18 protein-coding genes are annotated in these 17,919 nt (G+C 65.5%); 11 read left to right on the forward strand and 7 right to left on the reverse strand.

Going from position 1 to position 17,919, the window contains the following annotated elements; translation table 11 throughout:
* Window positions 1-5 precede the first annotated feature (5 nt).
* The 4 genes from GFY24_RS11655 to GFY24_RS11670 all read left to right on the forward strand — a co-directional run bounded on the left by GFY24_RS11655 (window position 6) and on the right by GFY24_RS11670 (window position 5,031).
* Window positions 6-2,594, forward strand: coding sequence for an MFS transporter (locus tag GFY24_RS11655; protein ID WP_153805008.1), 2,589 nt, complete (start codon window positions 6-8; stop codon window positions 2,592-2,594).
* Entirely contained in the window at window positions 2,591-3,412 is an 822-nt protein-coding gene (locus GFY24_RS11660) for a YceI family protein (protein WP_153805009.1), read from the forward strand. The genes GFY24_RS11655 and GFY24_RS11660 overlap by 4 nt, the downstream gene beginning before the upstream one ends.
* Window positions 3,413-3,521: 109 nt before the next feature.
* Entirely contained in the window at window positions 3,522-4,481 is a 960-nt protein-coding gene (locus GFY24_RS11665) for a DNA polymerase domain-containing protein (RefSeq protein WP_153805010.1), read from the forward strand.
* Between the two features lie 265 nt (window positions 4,482-4,746).
* The gene (locus GFY24_RS11670; protein ID WP_153805011.1) at window positions 4,747-5,031 is read left to right on the forward strand and encodes a hypothetical protein; all 285 of its coding nucleotides are present in this window, start codon (window positions 4,747-4,749) and stop codon (window positions 5,029-5,031) included.
* A 9-nt stretch (window positions 5,032-5,040) separates the two neighbouring features.
* Here the strand turns inward: GFY24_RS11670 and GFY24_RS11675 are convergent, their stop codons facing one another.
* Both GFY24_RS11675 and GFY24_RS11680 read right to left on the reverse strand, forming a co-directional pair.
* Window positions 5,041-6,363: a carotenoid oxygenase family protein gene (locus tag GFY24_RS11675; protein ID WP_228566197.1), complete on the reverse strand. Its 1,323-nt coding sequence runs from the start codon at window positions 6,361-6,363 to the stop codon at window positions 5,041-5,043.
* Complete coding sequence (locus GFY24_RS11680; RefSeq protein WP_153805012.1) at window positions 6,360-6,911, reverse strand: hypothetical protein; 552 nt, start codon at window positions 6,909-6,911, stop codon at window positions 6,360-6,362. Before GFY24_RS11680 ends, GFY24_RS11675 begins: the two co-directional genes overlap by 4 nt.
* Window positions 6,912-7,007: 96 nt before the next feature.
* On the opposite strand from GFY24_RS11680, the gene GFY24_RS11685 reads away from it, so the two are divergent.
* Window positions 7,008-7,532, forward strand: a complete 525-nt coding sequence (locus GFY24_RS11685) for a PadR family transcriptional regulator (protein WP_153805013.1) — start codon at window positions 7,008-7,010, stop codon at window positions 7,530-7,532.
* Window positions 7,533-7,574: 42 nt separating this feature from the next.
* Here GFY24_RS11685 and GFY24_RS11690 read toward each other — a convergent pair whose 3' ends face one another.
* Complete coding sequence (locus GFY24_RS11690; RefSeq protein ID WP_153805014.1) at window positions 7,575-7,982, reverse strand: nuclear transport factor 2 family protein; 408 nt, start codon at window positions 7,980-7,982, stop codon at window positions 7,575-7,577.
* 313 nt (window positions 7,983-8,295) lie between these two features.
* Here GFY24_RS11690 and GFY24_RS11695 point away from each other — a divergent pair, with 313 nt between their 5' ends.
* Entirely contained in the window at window positions 8,296-9,180 is an 885-nt protein-coding gene (locus tag GFY24_RS11695; protein ID WP_153805015.1) for an RDD family protein, read from the forward strand.
* Window positions 9,181-9,211: 31 nt separating this feature from the next.
* On the opposite strand, the gene fmdA is transcribed toward GFY24_RS11695, so the two are convergent.
* Together fmdA and GFY24_RS11705 are read right to left on the reverse strand one after the other, a co-directional pair.
* Window positions 9,212-10,465: a formamidase gene (fmdA, locus tag GFY24_RS11700; RefSeq protein WP_153805016.1), complete on the reverse strand. Its 1,254-nt coding sequence runs from the start codon at window positions 10,463-10,465 to the stop codon at window positions 9,212-9,214.
* An 18-nt stretch (window positions 10,466-10,483) separates the two neighbouring features.
* Window positions 10,484-10,705, reverse strand: a complete 222-nt coding sequence (locus GFY24_RS11705; RefSeq protein WP_255458645.1) for a zinc ribbon domain-containing protein — start codon at window positions 10,703-10,705, stop codon at window positions 10,484-10,486.
* A 289-nt stretch (window positions 10,706-10,994) separates the two neighbouring features.
* On the opposite strand from GFY24_RS11705, the gene GFY24_RS11710 reads away from it, so the two are divergent.
* Window positions 10,995-12,707 (forward strand): cytosine permease, encoded by a 1,713-nt coding sequence (locus GFY24_RS11710; protein ID WP_153805017.1) that lies wholly within the window; start codon window positions 10,995-10,997, stop codon window positions 12,705-12,707.
* 60 nt (window positions 12,708-12,767) lie between these two features.
* On the opposite strand, the gene GFY24_RS11715 is transcribed toward GFY24_RS11710, so the two are convergent.
* Window positions 12,768-13,859, reverse strand: a complete 1,092-nt coding sequence (locus tag GFY24_RS11715) for a substrate-binding domain-containing protein (RefSeq protein WP_309230739.1) — start codon at window positions 13,857-13,859, stop codon at window positions 12,768-12,770.
* Between the two features lie 51 nt (window positions 13,860-13,910).
* On the opposite strand from GFY24_RS11715, the gene GFY24_RS11720 reads away from it, so the two are divergent.
* The 4 genes from GFY24_RS11720 (at window position 13,911) to GFY24_RS11735 (ending at window position 17,234) form a co-directional block, all read left to right on the forward strand.
* Window positions 13,911-14,351, forward strand: coding sequence for a MarR family winged helix-turn-helix transcriptional regulator (locus GFY24_RS11720; protein ID WP_309230740.1), 441 nt, complete (start codon window positions 13,911-13,913; stop codon window positions 14,349-14,351).
* A 132-nt stretch (window positions 14,352-14,483) separates the two neighbouring features.
* Window positions 14,484-15,176, forward strand: a complete 693-nt coding sequence (locus GFY24_RS11725) for a VC0807 family protein (protein WP_153805018.1) — start codon at window positions 14,484-14,486, stop codon at window positions 15,174-15,176.
* Between the two features lie 115 nt (window positions 15,177-15,291).
* The gene (locus GFY24_RS11730; RefSeq protein WP_153805019.1) at window positions 15,292-15,780 is read left to right on the forward strand and encodes a VOC family protein; all 489 of its coding nucleotides are present in this window, start codon (window positions 15,292-15,294) and stop codon (window positions 15,778-15,780) included.
* Complete coding sequence (locus GFY24_RS11735; RefSeq protein ID WP_309230741.1) at window positions 15,777-17,234, forward strand: FAD-binding protein; 1,458 nt, start codon at window positions 15,777-15,779, stop codon at window positions 17,232-17,234. Before GFY24_RS11730 ends, GFY24_RS11735 begins: the two co-directional genes overlap by 4 nt.
* Here the strand turns inward: GFY24_RS11735 and GFY24_RS11740 are convergent.
* Window positions 17,210-17,869: a DUF4132 domain-containing protein gene (locus tag GFY24_RS11740; protein WP_153805020.1), complete on the reverse strand. Its 660-nt coding sequence runs from the start codon at window positions 17,867-17,869 to the stop codon at window positions 17,210-17,212. The two genes, GFY24_RS11735 and GFY24_RS11740, sit on opposite strands and share 25 nt — an antisense overlap.
* Window positions 17,870-17,919 lie beyond the last annotated feature (50 nt).

The raw sequence follows: 17,919 nt of genomic DNA on the forward strand, positions 1-17,919 counted from the left end.
GGACTATGACCAGTGCGACAATCGAGGCGTCGCCGCAAGTGCAGGCGGATGCACCGCCGCAACTGTCACATCGCCAGATCCTCACCATTCTCTCCGGTCTGCTGCTGGGCATATTCCTGGCCGCCCTCGACCAGAACATTGTGAGCGTGGCGATCGTCAAGATCGCCAACAGCCTGCACGGCTTCGATCAACAGGCTTGGGCCACAACGGCTTACCTGATCACGGCCACCATCAGCACTCCGCTGTACGGCAAGCTGGCCGATATCTACGGGCGGAAGCAGTTCTTCCTCACCGCGATCGCGATATTCGTCATCGGCTCGGCGGCATGTACTTTCGCCACCTCGATGTATCAGCTGGCCGGGTTCCGCGCCTTCCAGGGTTTGGGCGCGGGCGGGCTGATGTCGCTGGCCATGACCATTGTCGGCGATATCGTCCCGCCGCGTGAAAGGTCCAGGTACCAGGGCTATTTCATGATGGTCTTCGGTATGGCCACCGTGCTCGGGCCGGTGCTGGGCGGCTGGTTCTCCGGCTTCGATCAGCTCTGGGGGATCGAGGGCTGGCGCTGGGTGTTCCTGGTGAACGTGCCGGTCGGCGTGATCGCACTGGTTGTCGTCGCGAAGGTGCTGAATCTGCCGCAGGAACGGCGGCAGTTGCGCGTCGACTGGGGTGGCGCTGTGGCACTTTCCATTTGCGTGGTGCCGCTGCTGATCGTCGCCGAACAGGGGCGCGGCTGGGGCTGGGATTCGGGCCGGGCGATCCTGTGCTACGTGATCGGCGCGGTCGGGCTGGTGCTGTTCCTGGGCGTCGAGTACCTGATGCAGGACGCGGCGCTGATTCCGTTGCGGCTGTTCAGGAATTCGACCTTCACCGTCTGCATTATCGGCGGGTTCATTGTCGGTATCGCCATGTTCGGCGCGATTTCGATGGTGCCGCTGTATCTGCAAGTGGTGCGCGGGTTCTCACCGACCAAGGCCGGACTGATGATGCTGCCGCTGGTGGCGGGCATCATGACCGGATCGCTCATCTCCGGGCAGGTCACCAAACGCACCGGGCGATACAAGATTCTGCCGGTGATGGGTACGTTCATCATCACCTGCGGTGCCGCGCTGTACGCGACCGTGCACTTCGACAGTTCGCTGTGGCAGCCGCTGCTGTACAGCGGCATTATCGGGCTCGGGCTCGGCGGCTGTATGCAGACGCTGATCATCGCGGTCCAAAATGCCGGTCCGCGTTCGGATATGGGTGTGTCGACCGCGTCGGCGACGTTCTTCCGGCAGGTCGGCGGCACGCTCGGGGTGGCGGTCTTCCTGACCATTCTGTTCAACCTGCTGCCGAACAAGATCGTCGACGCATTCGGCGGACATCTGCCGCCCGGCTTCGACACCTCCAAACTCGACAGTGTGCAGTCCAATACCGCTGGTATCGCGGCACTTCCGGCGCAGGTGCGCGATCCCATCCTGATCGGCTTCACCAATGCCATGCACGGCGTGTTCTGGGTGGCGGCCGGGGTGGCGCTGCTGGCCTGCATCGTGTTGCTGTTCATGAAGGAGATTCCCCTGCAGGAGGCCGCCGCGCCCGCCCCGTCCGAGACCGGCGATCCGGTGCCGGCGGCCGAGGCGGAGTGGGCGGAAGACCAGGTGTGGGAGGGCGCTGCCGCAGTCATCTCCCAGCCGGAACCCGTACTGGCGGAACGGCATACGGCTGAAAGCAACGGACACACCAATGGGCTGGTCGCAGCATCGGTCGGCGCGATGGCGACGACCACCACGCTGCCCGTGGTCAGCGCGGCCGGTGCGGCGCGCTCCATCGGTGGGCGGGTGCAGCGTGAGGACGGACGTCCCATCCCCGATGCCGCGGTGACGCTGATCGATCAAAGCGGACACCAGGTTTCGCGTACCAGCGGTGACGGCGACGGTGGATACCGCATCGATCCGCCCGCGCGTGGCAGCTATGTGCTGATCGTATCGGCGGCCGGGCATCTGCCGACCGCGGTGAATGTCACCGTCGACAGTCAGCCGCAGCAGCGGGACCTCATCCTGCAGGGCGCGGGCGAGCTGTCCGGCACGGTCCGCATCACCGGTCGCGGCGAACCGCTTGCGGGAGCGAGCATTACGCTCACCGATCCGCGCGGTGAAGTGGTCGGGGCGGCCGTCACCGGGACCGACGGCGGCTACCTCTGCCACGGTGTGGTGGCCGGGGCGTACACGCTGGTCGCGGCGGCGGCGCAGATGCGCCCGACCGCGACCGCGGTGGTGGTGCCCGACAGTGGCCTGCTGAGTTTCGACCTCGAGCTCACCCCGATGGCCAAGCTGACCGGCAAGGTGTGGGCGGACGGCCGCGCGGTGCCGGACGCCTCGATCACGGTGCTCGACCAGCACGGCACTCCGATCGGCACCGCTCGCACCGATGAGAACGGTCGTTACACGGTCACCGATCTCGATGAAGGCGGCTACACCGTTATCGCCCGCGGCTATCCGCCGGTCACCAGCCAGGTGCAGCTTTCCGGTGGCGAGAGCGATCACGATATGCACCTCGGCTACGACGACGCCGAGCAGTCGGGTGACCCCGCCGAATGGTCGACGGAGCTGTCATGAGTGGTCTCACCGCCCGGATTCGCGGTTCGGCGGGCTGGCCGGTGCCGGGTGCCATCCTGACCGTCACCGACCTGACCGGACGGCAGCTGGCCCGCGCGACCACCGATCTCAACGGGATGGCGGCCACCGAACCGCTGCCGCCGGGCACGCACACCGCGGTCATCACAGCACCCGGCCATCAGCCGGTGGCGCAGCTCGCCCGCATCTCGGCGACGGGCGGTGGCCAGCTCGGCGAGATCCGCCTGCAAGCCGAGGCGGGAGCGGTGACCATGCCGCCGCCGGGGCCGTGGACGATCGATCCAGCCCATTCGACTGTCCTGGTCACCGCCCGCCATCTCGGCATAGCGGGTATCAGAGCGCGATTCGCCGAGGTCGGCGGTCGCCTGGAGATCGCCGGAACCTTCGAGAAGTCAACGGGATACGCCGAAATCAAGGCCGCCGCCGTCGACACCGGTGTGACCATGCGCGACGACCACCTTCGCTCCGCCGACTTCCTGGACGTAGAACACTTCCCCCTGATCACCTTCGCCGGCAACGGTTTCCGCCGCACCGGCGGCGACACCTGGGTGATGCCGGGCGAACTGGCCCTGCACGGCCACGCCCGCCCCGTGGACCTGGCCGTCACCTACGGCGGCCACGGCCCCGACTCCTGGGGCGGCAACCGCATGGCCTTCCACGCCGAAACCCTCCTGCACCGAGAGGATTTCGCCATCGACTACAACGCGGTGATCCGCGCCGGGATCGCCGCGGTAGGCGCCACCATCCAAGTCGAACTCGACATCGAGTTGGTGCAGGGCGAGGCTCTCCCACCCATGTAATCCTCGCGAGTGTGCACCCACGGCGGCATTCCCCGGCTTTCGCCGCCATGGGTGCACCCTCGCGGTCGAGGTGCTTGACGCGGGGTGGCGGTGGGCGCAGGGTGGGCTGATGGGCGATGGGGTTCGGGATGGGTTGAAGTTCAGCAGTTTGGACAGTGCGCTGTTCGACGGGGCGGACGCGACCAAAGGGGAGTTGATCGATTACCTCGAGGCGGTGGGGGAGCGGCTCGTTCGGGGGTTGCGGGGGCGGCCGTTGTCGGTGATGCGGGTGCGGCCGGGGCAGGAGCCGTTCATGCAGAAGAATTTGCCGAAGTACACGCCGGAGTGGGTGCAGCGGGCGACCATGTGGGCGGGGAGCTCGAAACGTGAAGTGTCGTATGCGATTTGCGATGATGTGCGGACACTGTTGTGGTTCGGGAACCAGCGGGCGGTCGAATACCATGTGACGCTTTTGCTCGCGGCGAATCTGGCCGATTATTCCGGTGGGCCAACACATCTCGTGCTCGATATCGACCCCGCTCCGGAGCAGCCCTTCTCGCAGGTGGTGGGTGCGGCCGAATTGGTTCGGCGAGCCCTGGCCGATGATGGACTCGCGGGCGCGGTGAAAACCAGTGGTGCCAAGGGCGTTCACATCTTCGTCCCCGTGCAGGGCGTGGATATCGAGGATGCCGCCGCCGCGACACGAGCCATCGCCGCCCGCGCCGAACGCCTCGACCCGGCCCTGGCCACCACCGCCTTCATTCGAGAAGACCGGGGCGGCAAAGTATTTCTCGACTCCACCCGTGCGGGCGGTGCCACGGTGGTCGCCGCCTACAGCCCGCGCATCCGGCTCGGAACCACGGTGTCCTTCCCGATCGCTTGGGCCGACCTACCTCAGATCCACCCCCGCGACTTCACAATCCGCACCGCCACAAAGGAACTCGCCGACCGCGACCCGTGGGCCGAGCACATGCCCGCCGTACAAACCCTCCCCACAGACCTCATCGCGGAGGGCCACACCATCCCCGTCGCCCGCGTCCAAGCCATGCACGAGGGCAAACGCCGAGCCCGAGCCCGCCGCGATTCCTGACCGCACGCCGGGTCTGGGAATCAGGCTTGGCATCGGTGAATAATCGACGGCCGCAGGCAGATTCGTGGTATCGATGCCGACTCGGTCGGTGGAGGGCAGGCCGGTGCAGCGGGCTGAGAGATATTCCAGAGTTCGCGACCCAGGCGCGGGACGGGTGGATCGAATCATCGCGGCGACCCGGTGTTCGAAGGGAATTCACAGCTCGGAGCCGGACGGTGAAGCGGCGGGCTCGGGTACAGTTCGCGCACGCGGATGATCAGTCGGCGTGCGTGAACAGGAGAACTTCATGTCGGTGTCCCGTGCCGGACTATTGCTCGCCGAGGGTGTTGCGGTGGTGAGCGTGTTTTTCGCGGCGGCGGGCGGCGGAGCGACCCGCACGGAACTGGTGGCCGATGGTTTGGAGACCGGTTCCGCGTTGTCTCCGACGGGTATTGCGACGGGGTCCGTCGACGGTGGTCCGCAAAAGTGCGTGACCTCCGGTTCGGCCATCAGTTTGAGCGGGGAATCGGGTCTTACCTGTAAGGGCGGGATCTTCAGCGGCAGCGCGTAACCCGCACCCTCAGAGGTCGGGGAGCCAGCTGCCGTGGAAGCCGTACGGAACACGCTGCGGCAGATGGATATTCGCGATCGGCTCGGCTGAGAGATCCTCGGCGTCGAGGATCACCAGATCGCTGCGATCGGTGGCATGGTCGTAGACATAGGTCATGAGATACCCCCTGCCGCTGGGGTTTTCGTCGGCGGGCGCGAAGACGGCCTCGGCGGGAACCCGGCCGGTCCCGAATTCGTGCGCGGTGCGAGCACCGGTGTGCAGGTCGTAGCGCACCAGCGCCCCGCCGTCACCGGTCAGCCGGGATCGAGCCGAGACCGTGGCGTGCCCGAAGCGCGCGTCGAGGCCGATGAGCCGGTCGTCGACGCGCGGGAATTCGGCTGGGCGGTCATCGATTTGGTCCTCACGGACCGCCCCGGTGCTGAGGTCGAGGGTCCAGCGCCACAGCGTCGCATCGGTGAAGGAGCCCGAGCCGGCGCGCCACAGTTCGGGGTAGCGCATGGCGTACAGCACCACCCGCCCGGGTTCGTCGAAGGCGTTGAGGGTGTGGAAGACATAGCAGGGGTCGATCGGGAACCAGGCGATGGCGCCGTACGGGTCGTCGCGACGCAGTACACCGAGGCGGGCCTGATAGTCGTCGCGCCACCGGAACGGCATACTGCCACCGGCCGTGGCGGTCTCCAGATCGAAAACCACAGGCAGATCCATGAATATGACATGCTCGCCGGTCAAGGCGAAGTCGTGGTGCATGGTCGCGGCGGGTACCTCGATCGGCCGGCTCAGCAACAGCTTCCCGCTGGCATCGGCCCGGTGATAGGTGAGGTACGGCTCGCTCACCACCGCATAGCCGAAGAAGTGCAATTCGCCTGTGCGCGGGCAGGTTTTGGGATGCGCGGTCATGGCGGTGTGTAGCGCGCCGTCGAAATCGTAGGGTCCGACGGTATCGAGTTCGGGAGTCAATTCGTACGGGTACGACGCCTCGACCAGTGCCAGGGTCCGCCCGGCATGCCGGATCACATGCGTATTGGCAACGCCCGCGGTCAAATCCCGGGTCCCGTCCTCGCTGTATCCGCGCGCGCCGTCGGTGAAGGTGCGGGTGCGCACCCACCGATTGCGGTAGGCGACGGCGCGCCCGTGCTCCAGCCGGACACCGTGCACCATTCCGTCACCGAGAAACCAGTGCCCGGACGCCGCGTCATGCGGATTGGGCCCATTGCGCAGATACCAGCCGGAGAGTTCGGGCGGAACCTGTCCGGTGACCGAAAGTTCCTGTGCGGTCAGCTCTTCGGTGACGGGAGCGTAGTTACCGGTCAGGTGCGGCGGCGTCATGTTCATGCCAGATCAGCCTTCTGTGCCTTGGCCTGGACATAGGCCACATAGCGGATGGTGAAGACCACCGGAATCACGAAGGCGGCGATCTGTGCGATGGTGCGCGGTCCGGACATGTGCGCCAGCAGGGTGAGCGCCACACAGCCGATGGCGAAGCTCGCGGTCCACACCGAGGTGATGACATAGCTGGTGCGAATGAAGCCGGGATGGTCCCAGAGTTCGCGCGGAGTGCTCTGCTTGGCGATCGGCAGGGTGAACGGATTGCGCAGTGCCAGTGAGACTCCCGCGATCAACGCCAGCACTCCCGAGGAGAGCGCGGGCGAGTAGGGGCGCAGCGCGGTATCCGGGTCCACGAAGGCCAGGATGGTCAGCGCCGCGAAGAACACTCCGGAGCCGATATCGATGATCTGGGCGTCGAGGGCCTGCCCCGCGCGGGTCTGCCGTACGACGGTGGCGGCCGAGATACCGAAGGCGATGAGCGCGGCCCACTTCCAGTATTCGGAGGGGATCACCGCGTAGACGATCCAGGGGGCGAAGGTGCGCAAGTAGGACATCTTCGAAAGCTCCTCGGTCTGACATTCCAATTGTGACATGTCGAAGTTAGAACCTCTGGGTTCGACCTGTCAATAGTGGAATGTACGATGATGCTCATGAGTCTTCGGTACGCACTTCTGGGCCTGGTGGCCCAAGAGCCGTCCAGTGGCTATGACCTGCTGGGACGGTTCAAGATCTCGCTCGGCCAGGTCTGGCCCGCCACGCAGAGTCAGATCTACACCGAACTCACCAAGCTCGCCGATGCCGAACTCATCAAGGTCTCCGATGAGGGCGCGCGCGGGCGCAAGGAGTACAGCATTACCGACGACGGCCTGGCGCAGCTGCAACACTGGCTCACCGAGACCATGCCGAAACGCGTGCCGCGCAATGAAATGCTGTTGCGGGTCTTCTTCCTCGGCCTGGCCAGCCGGGTGCAGGCGCGCGCTTACCTGGGCGCGGTCGACGAGGAGTACACGAAGGTCGCGCAGCATCTGCGGACCCTCGGCGAGGCCGTCGACTGGGATGACAGCGACCTGTCCGTGTACGGCCGCATGGCGATGGAGTGGGGCGAACGCTTCGCCGCCATGAATCAGGAGTGGGCGCGCTGGGCGCTCGAGCAGATCCCCGAGCGCCGGGCCTGATTTGGGGGTGATCCCAACGCGCGCACTACTTTTCGTGCATGCTCAGCCGATCGCCTCGCGCGCGATCTGCTCGGTCGCCTCGCGCTGAATCTGCTCGAACTGCGCACCCATGGCCGCGGCGAGCGCATTGGCCCCCGACAGCGGGCGGACCATCACCATGAGTTCGGTGATCTTGCCGTCCGTGTCGAACTTCAGGAAATCGCAGCCGCTGAGCTGTTTTCCATCCACCGTGGCCTCGAACAGCAGTGCGTGTTCGGGCCCGTCGGCGATCTCGCGGACGTATCGGAATTCCTCGAAGACCCGCATCACGCCGCGCAGGATGGCCGCGGTGATCGCCTTGCCCGGATACGGCTTGTACGCGACCGGGCTGATGAAGACGACATCGTCGGCGAGCAGGTCCTCGAGGGCCTGGCTGTCGCGGGCTTCGACGGCATTACGGAAGGAGTTCATCGCCACCTCGTATGCAACTCGTTGTATAGGTCATTCGGACGGTACCCGAATGTCGGCGCGCTGGCGAGAATCGGTGCGGTCGGGCGGCGATCACGGTTTGGTAGACGTAGTCACCTCCCTCGAAGGGTGTCTCACTCGAATCGACCGCTGTAGCCGGCCAAGTATCCGGGATTCGGTGACAACCGGGGCACCAACTGTCATTTGATCGGTCGACTGCGCCGCACGGAATGTCAGCAGAACAATTGCAGGGCGCGGGAATTGCCGGTGCACATCCGGCAGTCGGGGCGCGTCGATTCGGTTGAGGTGAGTGCGCATGGCCGGGAACCTGGCGTCCGGCGAGACGGTTCCGACGGGGCGGAGAGTGGCTGCGTGGGCAGTCGACTTCGCGCTGATCACCACCTTCGCGGTGCTATTGGGGGTGGTGACCCATTATCGGATCACCGACTACCTGTCCGGCTGGGCCGAACTGACCGGGACCGGCGTGTGGGATGTGCTCCAATCGAACGGGGATTGGGGCGGCGCGGGAAAGACCTTCGGATTGGACGTCGTTCACGGCGTACTGGTCCTGATCATCGAGGCATTCGGCGCGCTGATCGTGGCGACCTTCGCCTATCAATTCGTCGGATTGGCTTGGAAGGGACGAACTTTCGGCAAGATGCTGCTGGATCTGCGGGTGCGGTCGGTGCGTGGTGAGCGGGACCACCTCGGCCGGTGGCAGGCGGCGCGGCGAGCATTCGCCGGCACGATGACCGATGTCGGAATCTACTCCTTCGCGTGTATCGCGTTGCTGGCCGGTAGTTTCTTCCTGTCCTTCTTGCTCTGGCTGACCGCGCTCGTGCTGTTGGCGGCGAACGCCTTTGCGCTACTCGGCGCGAGCCACCGTTCCCTGGTCGACCGTTTCGCCGGCACGGCGGTCGTGGGTACCGAGCTTTATCGCAAGACCTGGGACGCGGCCAAGGAGCAGATGCAACTCCCGGTCATCATGGATACCGTTCAGCTGCAACAGATTCGAGACTCCGAACGGATTGTGCAGGCGCGTGAGATCGGCCGGAATGTCGGTCACCGCACCGCGCGTGCTGCTCGCGAAGCGATCGCCTCGGATTCGGGGCAGCAGGCGCAGCGGGTGGTCGCGTCCGCGGGAAAGCGTGCGGGAGCGGGTCTGAAGAGCGTCTACCAGAAGCGACGTGGCAGCCGGTAGACGCGCGGGATCCGCTGTCTTCCAGGAGACTTCATCGGGTGGCGCGGGGGGCTCCCATGCCTGGATCGATGCGGGCGGGGCCGGAGGCGGTGGGGGCTATGGGGAAATCGAAGATGGCGGTGGGGATGTAGACGGTGGCACAGGAATTCGGGATATCGACTACGCCGGAGAAGCGGCCCTCGATGGGGGCTGCGCCGAGCAGGAGGTATGCCTGTTCGGGGCTGTAGCCGAATTTGGTGAGGTAGTCGATGGCGTGCAGGCAGGCTCGTTCGAAGGAGAGTTGGGAGTCGAGGTAGCGCTGTTCGCCGGACAGGGTGACCGAGGTGCCTGAGAAGGCCAGGTATTCGGTGTAATTGGGGCCTTCGTTGCCGGGCATGAAGATGGCGTTCTCGCTGACGCCGTAGAGCTCCATGCCGTTCTTGATCAGGTCTACGCGCAGGTCGATGAAGCCGCCCATTTCGATCGCGCCGCAGAAGGTGATCTCGCCGTCGCCCTGGGAGAAGTGCAGATCGCCGACCGAGAGCTTCGCGCCGTCCACGAAGACGGGGTAGAAGACGCGGCTGCCGCGGGTCAGGTTCTTGATGTCCTGGTTGCCGCCGTTCTCACGCGGGGGCGCGGTACGCGCGGCTTCGGCTGCGGCACGGTCGAATTCGCTACCGGACAGCGAGCCGAGAATGGCGTCTCGCGGCTCCGGCGGCAGCGCCAGCGGCGGGACGCGCAGCGGATCGGTGGCGATCAGCGCGCCTTCGCGGGCATTCCACTTGGACAGCAGCGCCGCCGACGGCGCGGTGCCCATCAGCCCGGGATGCATGATGCCGGTGAACTTCACCCCGGGCACATGCCGGGACGATGCGGTGTGGCCGCTGAAATCCCAGATCGCCTTGTACGCGTCCGGGAAATGCTCGGTGAGGAAACCGCCGCCATTGTCGGTCGCGAAGATGCCGGTATAGCCCCAGCCCTGACCGGCGAGCGGACCCGAATCCTCCTGTGGGATGGGGCCGATATCGAGAATGTCGACAATCAGCAGGTCACCGGGTTGAGCGCCCTCGACCGCGAACGGTCCGGAAAGACAATGCACGGTGCTCAGCGGTGCGTTCAGCACGTCCTCGGCGGAGTCGTCATTGTGGATCGCGCCGTCGAACCACTCACGCACATGCACCCGGAACTCGTCGCCGGGCTTGACCGTCACCGGCGCGGGAATATCCGGATGCCACCGGTTGTGTCCCACGAACTGCTGCTCGGTGAACTTCTTGCGGGAATCCAGGGGGAACAACAACTCGGGCATGACAGCCCTCCTTCGGTATCAGGGACGGGGAAGCTTGCGGTGCAAGGGATTCCGGGTGACCGGTGCGTTCGACCGACCGGCCGGCGCACCCACCACGGCGGGCTCGCTCGCGGTGCGCCGGGTGGCATCGATGAGCCGGGTGGTGGCCGATCCGGGGCGCACGAACGCGCCACCGCCCACCTGGCGCCGACTACTGCCCGCACACTCCGGGCAGCCGGTTGTATCGGGCACCGCCGCCATGGTGAAGCTGCGATCGAAGCTGCCGCAGTCGCGACAGTGGAACTGATAGAGGGGCACGCTCACTTACCTCATTTAGTTTCAAACGAACCTATTCCGTACGGAGACGATACAAAGCCGTTCGTGTCTCCGCAGCGAAACCGCAGGGTGAACTTCGTATTACGACGAAAGCTGCGCGTATCGCGCCGGTTAATTTTCATTTGGGTTATCGCCATCTGAAAATAATGCACCTAGCGTCTTGTTTCGCCGCGACCCGCCAGCCCCAGCCGCGGCGATTCAGCTAGGAGACCCGATGAGCACCACCGCTCCGGCCGGACAGGCCGATTCCCCACCGCAGACCCGATGGGCCCGCTTCCAGAACTGGGCGGCCAAGGACAATATCGAGGACTACTCACTGCGCTACGCGCCCAAGTCCTTTCGCCGCTGGAGCCCGATGGCCTGCTCCATCGCCGCCCTCGGCGGTATCGCGTATCTGGCCGACTACTCGATCGGCGCGTCCATCGCGGTGACACACGGTGCGGCCAGCGCGGTGGTCGCCATCCTGGTCGCCGCCGTGACCATCTTCCTGACCGGCATCCCCATCGCCTACTACGCCGCCAAATACAACCTGGATATGGACTTGCTCACGCGCGGAGCGGGTTTCGGCTACTTCGGCTCCACCCTGACCAGCCTCATCTACGCCAGCTTCTGCTTCATCTTCTTCGCCCTGGAGGGCGCCATCATGGCGCAGGCCATGAAGCTCACCTTCCATCTACCACTGCCCCTGGGCTATCTGATCGGCTCACTGATCATCATTCCCCTTGTGCTGTACGGCATGTCGGCGCTGGCGAAATTCCAGGTGTGGACGCAGCCGCTCTGGCTCATCCTGTTCGCCGCGCCCCTGGTCATGATCGCCGTCAGCGATCCGGACGGCTTCACCGGTTTCCTGTCCTGGTCCGGCAATGGCGGTAGCGAACGCATCAGCGCGATAGCGGTGGGAGCCGGTGCGGGTGTGGCACTTTCGCTCATCGCGCAGATCGGCGAACAGGTCGACTACCTGCGCTTCATGCCGGAGAAGTCCGAGACGCCACCCCTGCGCTGGTGGGCCGCCGTCCTCGCGGCCGGACCCGGCTGGGTGATTCTCGGTGCGGCCAAACAGCTGTGCGGCGCGTTCCTGGCGTTCTACGTGGCCGGACAGGTCGGCTTCGCCCGCGCCACCGAACCCATCGAAATGTTCCTGGGCAGTTACGGTTCCATGATCCACAATCACGCCGCCGCACTCACCATCGCGACCGTCATGGTGCTGCTGTCGCAGATCAAAATCAATGTGACCAACGCGTATTCGGGCTCGCTGTCCTGGTCCAACTTCTTCAGCCGGGTCCTGCACGTCCATCCCGGCCGAGTGGTTTGGCTGGTGCTGCACATCGCCATCGCGCTCACCCTCATGCTCTCGAACATGTTCTCGGTGCTGAACACCATCCTCGGGTTCTACTCCAATGTGGCCATCGCCTGGGTGGGTGCGATCGTGGCAGATCTGGTGATCAACAAGGGGATTCTGAAGATCAGCCCGCCGTATATCGAGTTCAAGCGGGCGTACCTGTACCCGATCAATCCGGTCGGCTTCGGCTCCATGCTGGCCGGTTCGGCGGTCTCGATCGTTGCCTACTTCGGGGCCTTCGGTGACTTCCTCGAGGCGTGGTCGCCATACCTCGCGCTGGCCATCTCGCTGGTGCTGACACCGGTGATCGCCCTGGCCACGGGTGGCAAATACTATCTGGCGCGGCCGAATCCGCTGCGCGAGGAGATCGAGAAGGAACCGCTCTGGGCGGGCCAGACGCTACTGGATGTGGTCGACGGCAAGCGCTACGAACTCCCGGATATGGTGCACGACTGCCCCTTCCACGGTGGGCCTATCTCATCGCTCACCTGCACTCTCACCAGGAACTGCCATGAGCAGTGCCAGTCCGCAACCTACGCGGACACCACGGACGCCGCGCGGCTCGGGCTGGTTCAGCCCGTGAGCTGACCGGCGAACGTGCACTCATGGCGGCGATTTGCCGGGTTCGCCGCCATGAGTGCACACTCGTCAACCGTCGAGCTCCGCCAGCACACTGAATTCCAGGACATCGGCATCGGCAAGGAAGACGGGCTGCGTTGTATGCGCGCCACGCACCCGCACCTCACCCCTGGGCCCGTCATAACTGACCTGCGCCGCATGCCTTTCGATGAGATGCGGGTCCAGGCTACGAGCCGCCTCCGCCAGCGAGGCGAACAAAAGCATGCCCTCATAACAGGATTCGCCGATATTGTTCAGCGCCGGAGCGTAGCTGCCGAAGCGCCGCACGTACCGGCTGCCGAAGTCCATCCCCTCCGGACTGATCACACTCTCGAAATAGCCTGAGGCGGTATGCAATCCGCGCGTACTGTCCGGGCCGCCCGCATACAACACGTCCTCGCCGATCATCATGGACAGGCGTAGCCGACCGTCGTCGAGACCGGCGCGGGCGAAGGCGCGATTGAAGGCCGCGCAATCCGAGCCGACCATGAACAGCAGCACACCCTGCGCGGGGGAGTGCCGGATGAGCTCCAGCGCGCGAGTGAAACGACGGCTGCCCAGCGGAACATAGCTCTCGCCGACAATCTCGATATCGGTTCCGGCGGTGAACTCCCTTGTGGCGCGGGACGTTTCACGCGGCCACACGTAGTCGTTGCCGATCACGCACCAGCGTCGGATACCGAACTCCGCGCGCATCCAGCGCAGTGCGGGGAACAGCTGCTGATCGGGTGTCTCACCGACCATGTAGACGCCGTCGGAATCCTCACCACCCTCGTAGAAAGTGGTGTACACGTAGGGAACTCGGCCCGCGGTGCGCGGGGTGATGACCTTGCGCGCATTGGAGAGATGCCAGCCGACCACACCGTCGATCTCACCGCGATCGACCAATCGCCCGATCTGCGAGGCCAATTGCGCCAGCGGCGCACCGGAATCGATGGGGTGCAGGCGAACCGGGCGATCCAGAATGCCGCCCATGGCATTGATGTCCTCGACCGCGAGGGTGGCGCATGCCTCCGAGGACGGCCCGAACATACCCGCGGGACCGCTCAGTGGAATGACCAGCGCGATATCCACCGTCGCACGGCTATCGCGAGAATTGAAGTGGCCCATGGAAATCTCCACCGTATATTTCCATTTGAATCTTTACCATACGGCGTTGTATATAGTGCTGTGGTGGACAATAGCACTGCCCCGGCCGCGCTGGCGGAGTTGGCTCGACTGGTGCGCCTGGCAGCCCAGGAATTGGATCGCGCGATAGCGGCCTGTATCGGCGAGAACTCCGTGGGCCGCTGGCATGTGCTGAACGCGGTCGCCGCCGGTGAAGGTCGCTCCATGTCACAGCTCGCCGAGGCCACCCTGCTGACGGGGGCCAGCCTGACCCGGCTGATCGACGCGATGATCTCCGACAATCTGGTCCACCGCCGGGTCGACGACACCGACCGCCGCCGCGTGCTGGTATTCCCCACCCGCCGTGGCCTGAACAGCTACCAGGCTATGACACATGCCATCCACGAGAGCGGCCTGGACCTGCTTGCCACCGGCAGCCCACGCCTGCCCAAGGCCCTGACCAGCCTCATCGGCCATATTCACGAGGCCGAATCCGCGCACGCGTAGCGTCCGCGTCCGGCCGGGGCATGACAGTAGTCATGCCCGGGTCGTGATGGTTGGCAGATTCGATCGGACCGTTGGCTCCGTAGCGTCATTTCCGGTAGCGCACAGTCGAATCGAACCAGGGGAGCAGCCGCTATGACCGCCATCGAAACCACCGGGACCATCGCTCCGGAGCCGGGCCGGCGTCCGGGAATGCGGCGCATGCTCCTGTCCGTCGCCCGCGATATCGCGATTCCGATGGCCGCCTACTTCGGCCTGCATTGGCTGGGGTACTCCGATTTCGTCGCATTGCTGGCCGGTGCGGTGGCCTCGGCGGTGACCGTGCTGATCCCGGCCATCCGGGCGCGCAGACTCGATCCCATTGCCGCGATCGTGCTCGTCGGCTTCGTCATCGGCCTGATCGGCGCGGTGATCAGCGGGGATCCGCGCATCATGATCGTGCGGGACTCGGTCGGCACCGCCGGTATCGGGCTCGCCTTCCTGATCAGCGCGGTACTGCGCAAACCGCTCACCTACGCCGCGATTCGCAAGGCGCTGGCCGGGGCTCCGGAGCGGCTCGCCGAGGTCGAGAAGTCCTATCGGACCGATGCTTCCGTGCGGCGCACCCACCGGAGTATGGCGATCCTGTGGGGCGCGGGGCTTTTCGGTGAAGCCGCGGTGCGCGTGGTGCTCGCCTACCAGTTGCCGATCAGCACCATGGCGTGGCTGTCCAGCGTGCTCATGGTCGCCACCATCGGCTCGCTCATGGTGATCACTGCCCGCACCGTCAAGCGGATGCGGCAGGTCATGGCACAATCCGCCGCCGCACAACCTGCTGCCGCCACATAATTCGGCGCTGCTCGGAAGGCCCGGTCCTACCGACCGGGCCTTCCGTTTTGCCCGGGTCACCATCGCCGATACGGGTTACGCTCGCGAGAAGCGGCACGGAGGAGTGAATACGACAATGCTGTCGACAGGATCGATAACCCAGATCGCGTGGGTCGTCACCGATGTGGCGCAGAGTGAACAGTTCCTGGGCGCCACGCTGGGCGCGCAGCGGTGGACCCGCATGCCGGACATCCACTTCGGACCGGACACCTGCACCTACCGGGGTGAGCCCGCGGACTTCACCGCGCACATCTCGCTCTCCTACAACGGTGATATGCAATTGGAGCTGATCCAGCCGGTACGCGGCGACTCCATCTACACCGAATTTCTGGCGCGCGGCGGCCCCGGCCTGCATCACCTCTGCCTGGAGCCCGACGACTTCGACGCCACCCTGAAAGACGCTGCCGTACAGGGCGTCGACGTCGTACAGCAGGGAAATATGGGCGGGCAGATGCGCTTCGCCTACCTCGACGGGGCCGCGGCCGGCGTGCCATACATCGAACTCGCCGAGGTCGGCCCGAATATGCGGAAGTTCTTCGAACAGATCAAGAAGGGTGCGCTGTGAGCACGAAAGCACCGGAAGTCGTTGCGGTGGAGTCGGTTACCGAGTGGACCGGCGAATTCGATGTGGTGGTCGCCGGATTCGGCATCGCGGGCGGCTGCACTGCGGTCGAGGCGGCCGCCCGGGGCGCGCGCGTACTGATCCTGGAGCGCGCCGCCGTGGCCGGTGGCACCACCGCGCTGGCAGGCGGGCACTTCTACCTCGGTGGCGGCACGGCGGTGCAAAAGGCCACGGGGCAACAGGATTCGGCCGAGGAAATGTACAAGTACCTGCTCTCCGTCGCACGCGATCCGGAGCCGGACAAGATTCGCGCCTACTGCGACGGCAGCATCGCGCACTTCGACTGGCTCGAAGGGCTCGGCTTCCAATTCGAGCGCAGCTACTACCCCGAGAAGGCGGTCATCCAGCCCGGTACCGAAGGGCTGATGTACACCGGTAACGAGAAGGTCTGGCCGTACCGTGACCAGGCCGTGCCCGCACCGCGCGGGCACAAGGTGCCGGTCCCGGGGGACACCCAGGGCGCGGCGCTCGTGATCGAACTGCTGGTCAAGCGGGCCGTGGCGCTGGGCGTCGAGGTCTGGTACGAGACCGGGGTGACCGATCTGGTCGCCGATCCCGACGGCGGCATCGTAGGCGTGCGCTGGCGCAGGCCCGGCGAGACCGGTGCGGTGAAAGCGAATTCGGTCGTGCTCGCCACCGGTGGCTTCGTCATGAATACCGAAATGGTCGCCGAGCACGTGCCTTGGCTGGCCGAGAAACCGTTCGTCCTGGGGACCACCTATGACGACGGCACCGGTCTGCGGCTCGGCACGGCGGCCGGTGGCGCGACCCGGAATATGAACCAGGCGTTCGTTACCGCGCCCGTATACCCGCCGGCGACCCTGCTCACCGGAATCATTGTGAACCAGCAGGGTGAGCGCTTCGTCGCCGAGGACTCCTACCATGCGCGTACCTCCGCCTTCGTGCTCGAACAGCCTGGCGCGGCAGCGTATTTGATCGTCGACTCCGAACATATGGATCGGCCGATGTTCCCGCTCGCCCCCTTCATCGACGGCTGGGAGACCGTCGAGGAGATGGCCGAGGCGCTCGGAATTCCTTACCAGGCACTGCGATCCACCCTCGACCGGTACAACGAGCATGCCGCGCGCGGCGAGGATCCCGACTTCCACAAGTACCCCGACTGGCTGGCCCCGCAGGACAAAGGTCCCTGGGGTGCGTTCGACCTGACCCTGGGCAAGGCGTTCTACGCGGGCTTCACCCTCGGCGGCCTGTGCACCTCCGTGGACGGAGAAGTGCTGCGCGACAACGGATCACCCATTCCCGGTCTGTACGCGGCCGGTGCCACCGCATCGACCCTGGCGCAGGACGGCAAGGGTTATGCCAGCGGCACCCAACTCGGCGCGGGCTCGTTCTTCGGCCGCCGCGCCGGAGCTCACGCCGCCAATCGCTCCAGCTGACGTAGTAGTTCGGAGGCGGCGAGGGCGTCGAGCCCGCCGAAATCGCCGCCTTCGCAGCGCACCGCGACAATCACCTGCTGCTCGGCCTCATAGCTGTAGCCGCCATGAATACCGGGATCGAGCTCGACAACGACCCGCTGCTTCAGCCCGAAGCTGCGATACAGCGCGTCATAGCCCAGCTCCCAGCCGTGCTGTCGCAGCCCGTACAGCCTGCGCGTGGGCACCTCGCGATCCACGAAGCGCGGCAATTCATTCGAGGCCGCCTCCGCCGGAGTGAATCGGTATACCGCGCGCTCCAACTGCTCGAACGGTTGCGACAGTTCGGAATTGGCGAACACTGCGTGCCAGCGATCGAGGGCCTGGCCCAGCTGCACCGGATGCGCCACGCCGATGAGCGCGTCGTCGGGTAGCTCCAATGCCTCGTCCCGCGCATCGACCGGCACACCATCCTGATCGAGCCGGAATGATTCGATCACCGTGCCGTCGGCGGCGAAGCTCGCCCACACCAGTCGTCGCGCCAACTTTCCCAGCTCCGGATGATCGATGATCACGGCGCGATGCGCGGACGCCCGCCAGCGCCTGCCATCCACCATGGCGGCCTCGAGCCGTCGCAGTTGATCGCCGGTCATCGTCATACCCGGCGATCATGCCGCATCACACCGACAGATTCGGGACCGATCCCGCT

The organism is Nocardia sp. SYP-A9097, assembly GCF_009649815.1.
Classification (GTDB): Bacteria; Actinomycetota; Actinomycetes; order Mycobacteriales; family Mycobacteriaceae; genus Nocardia.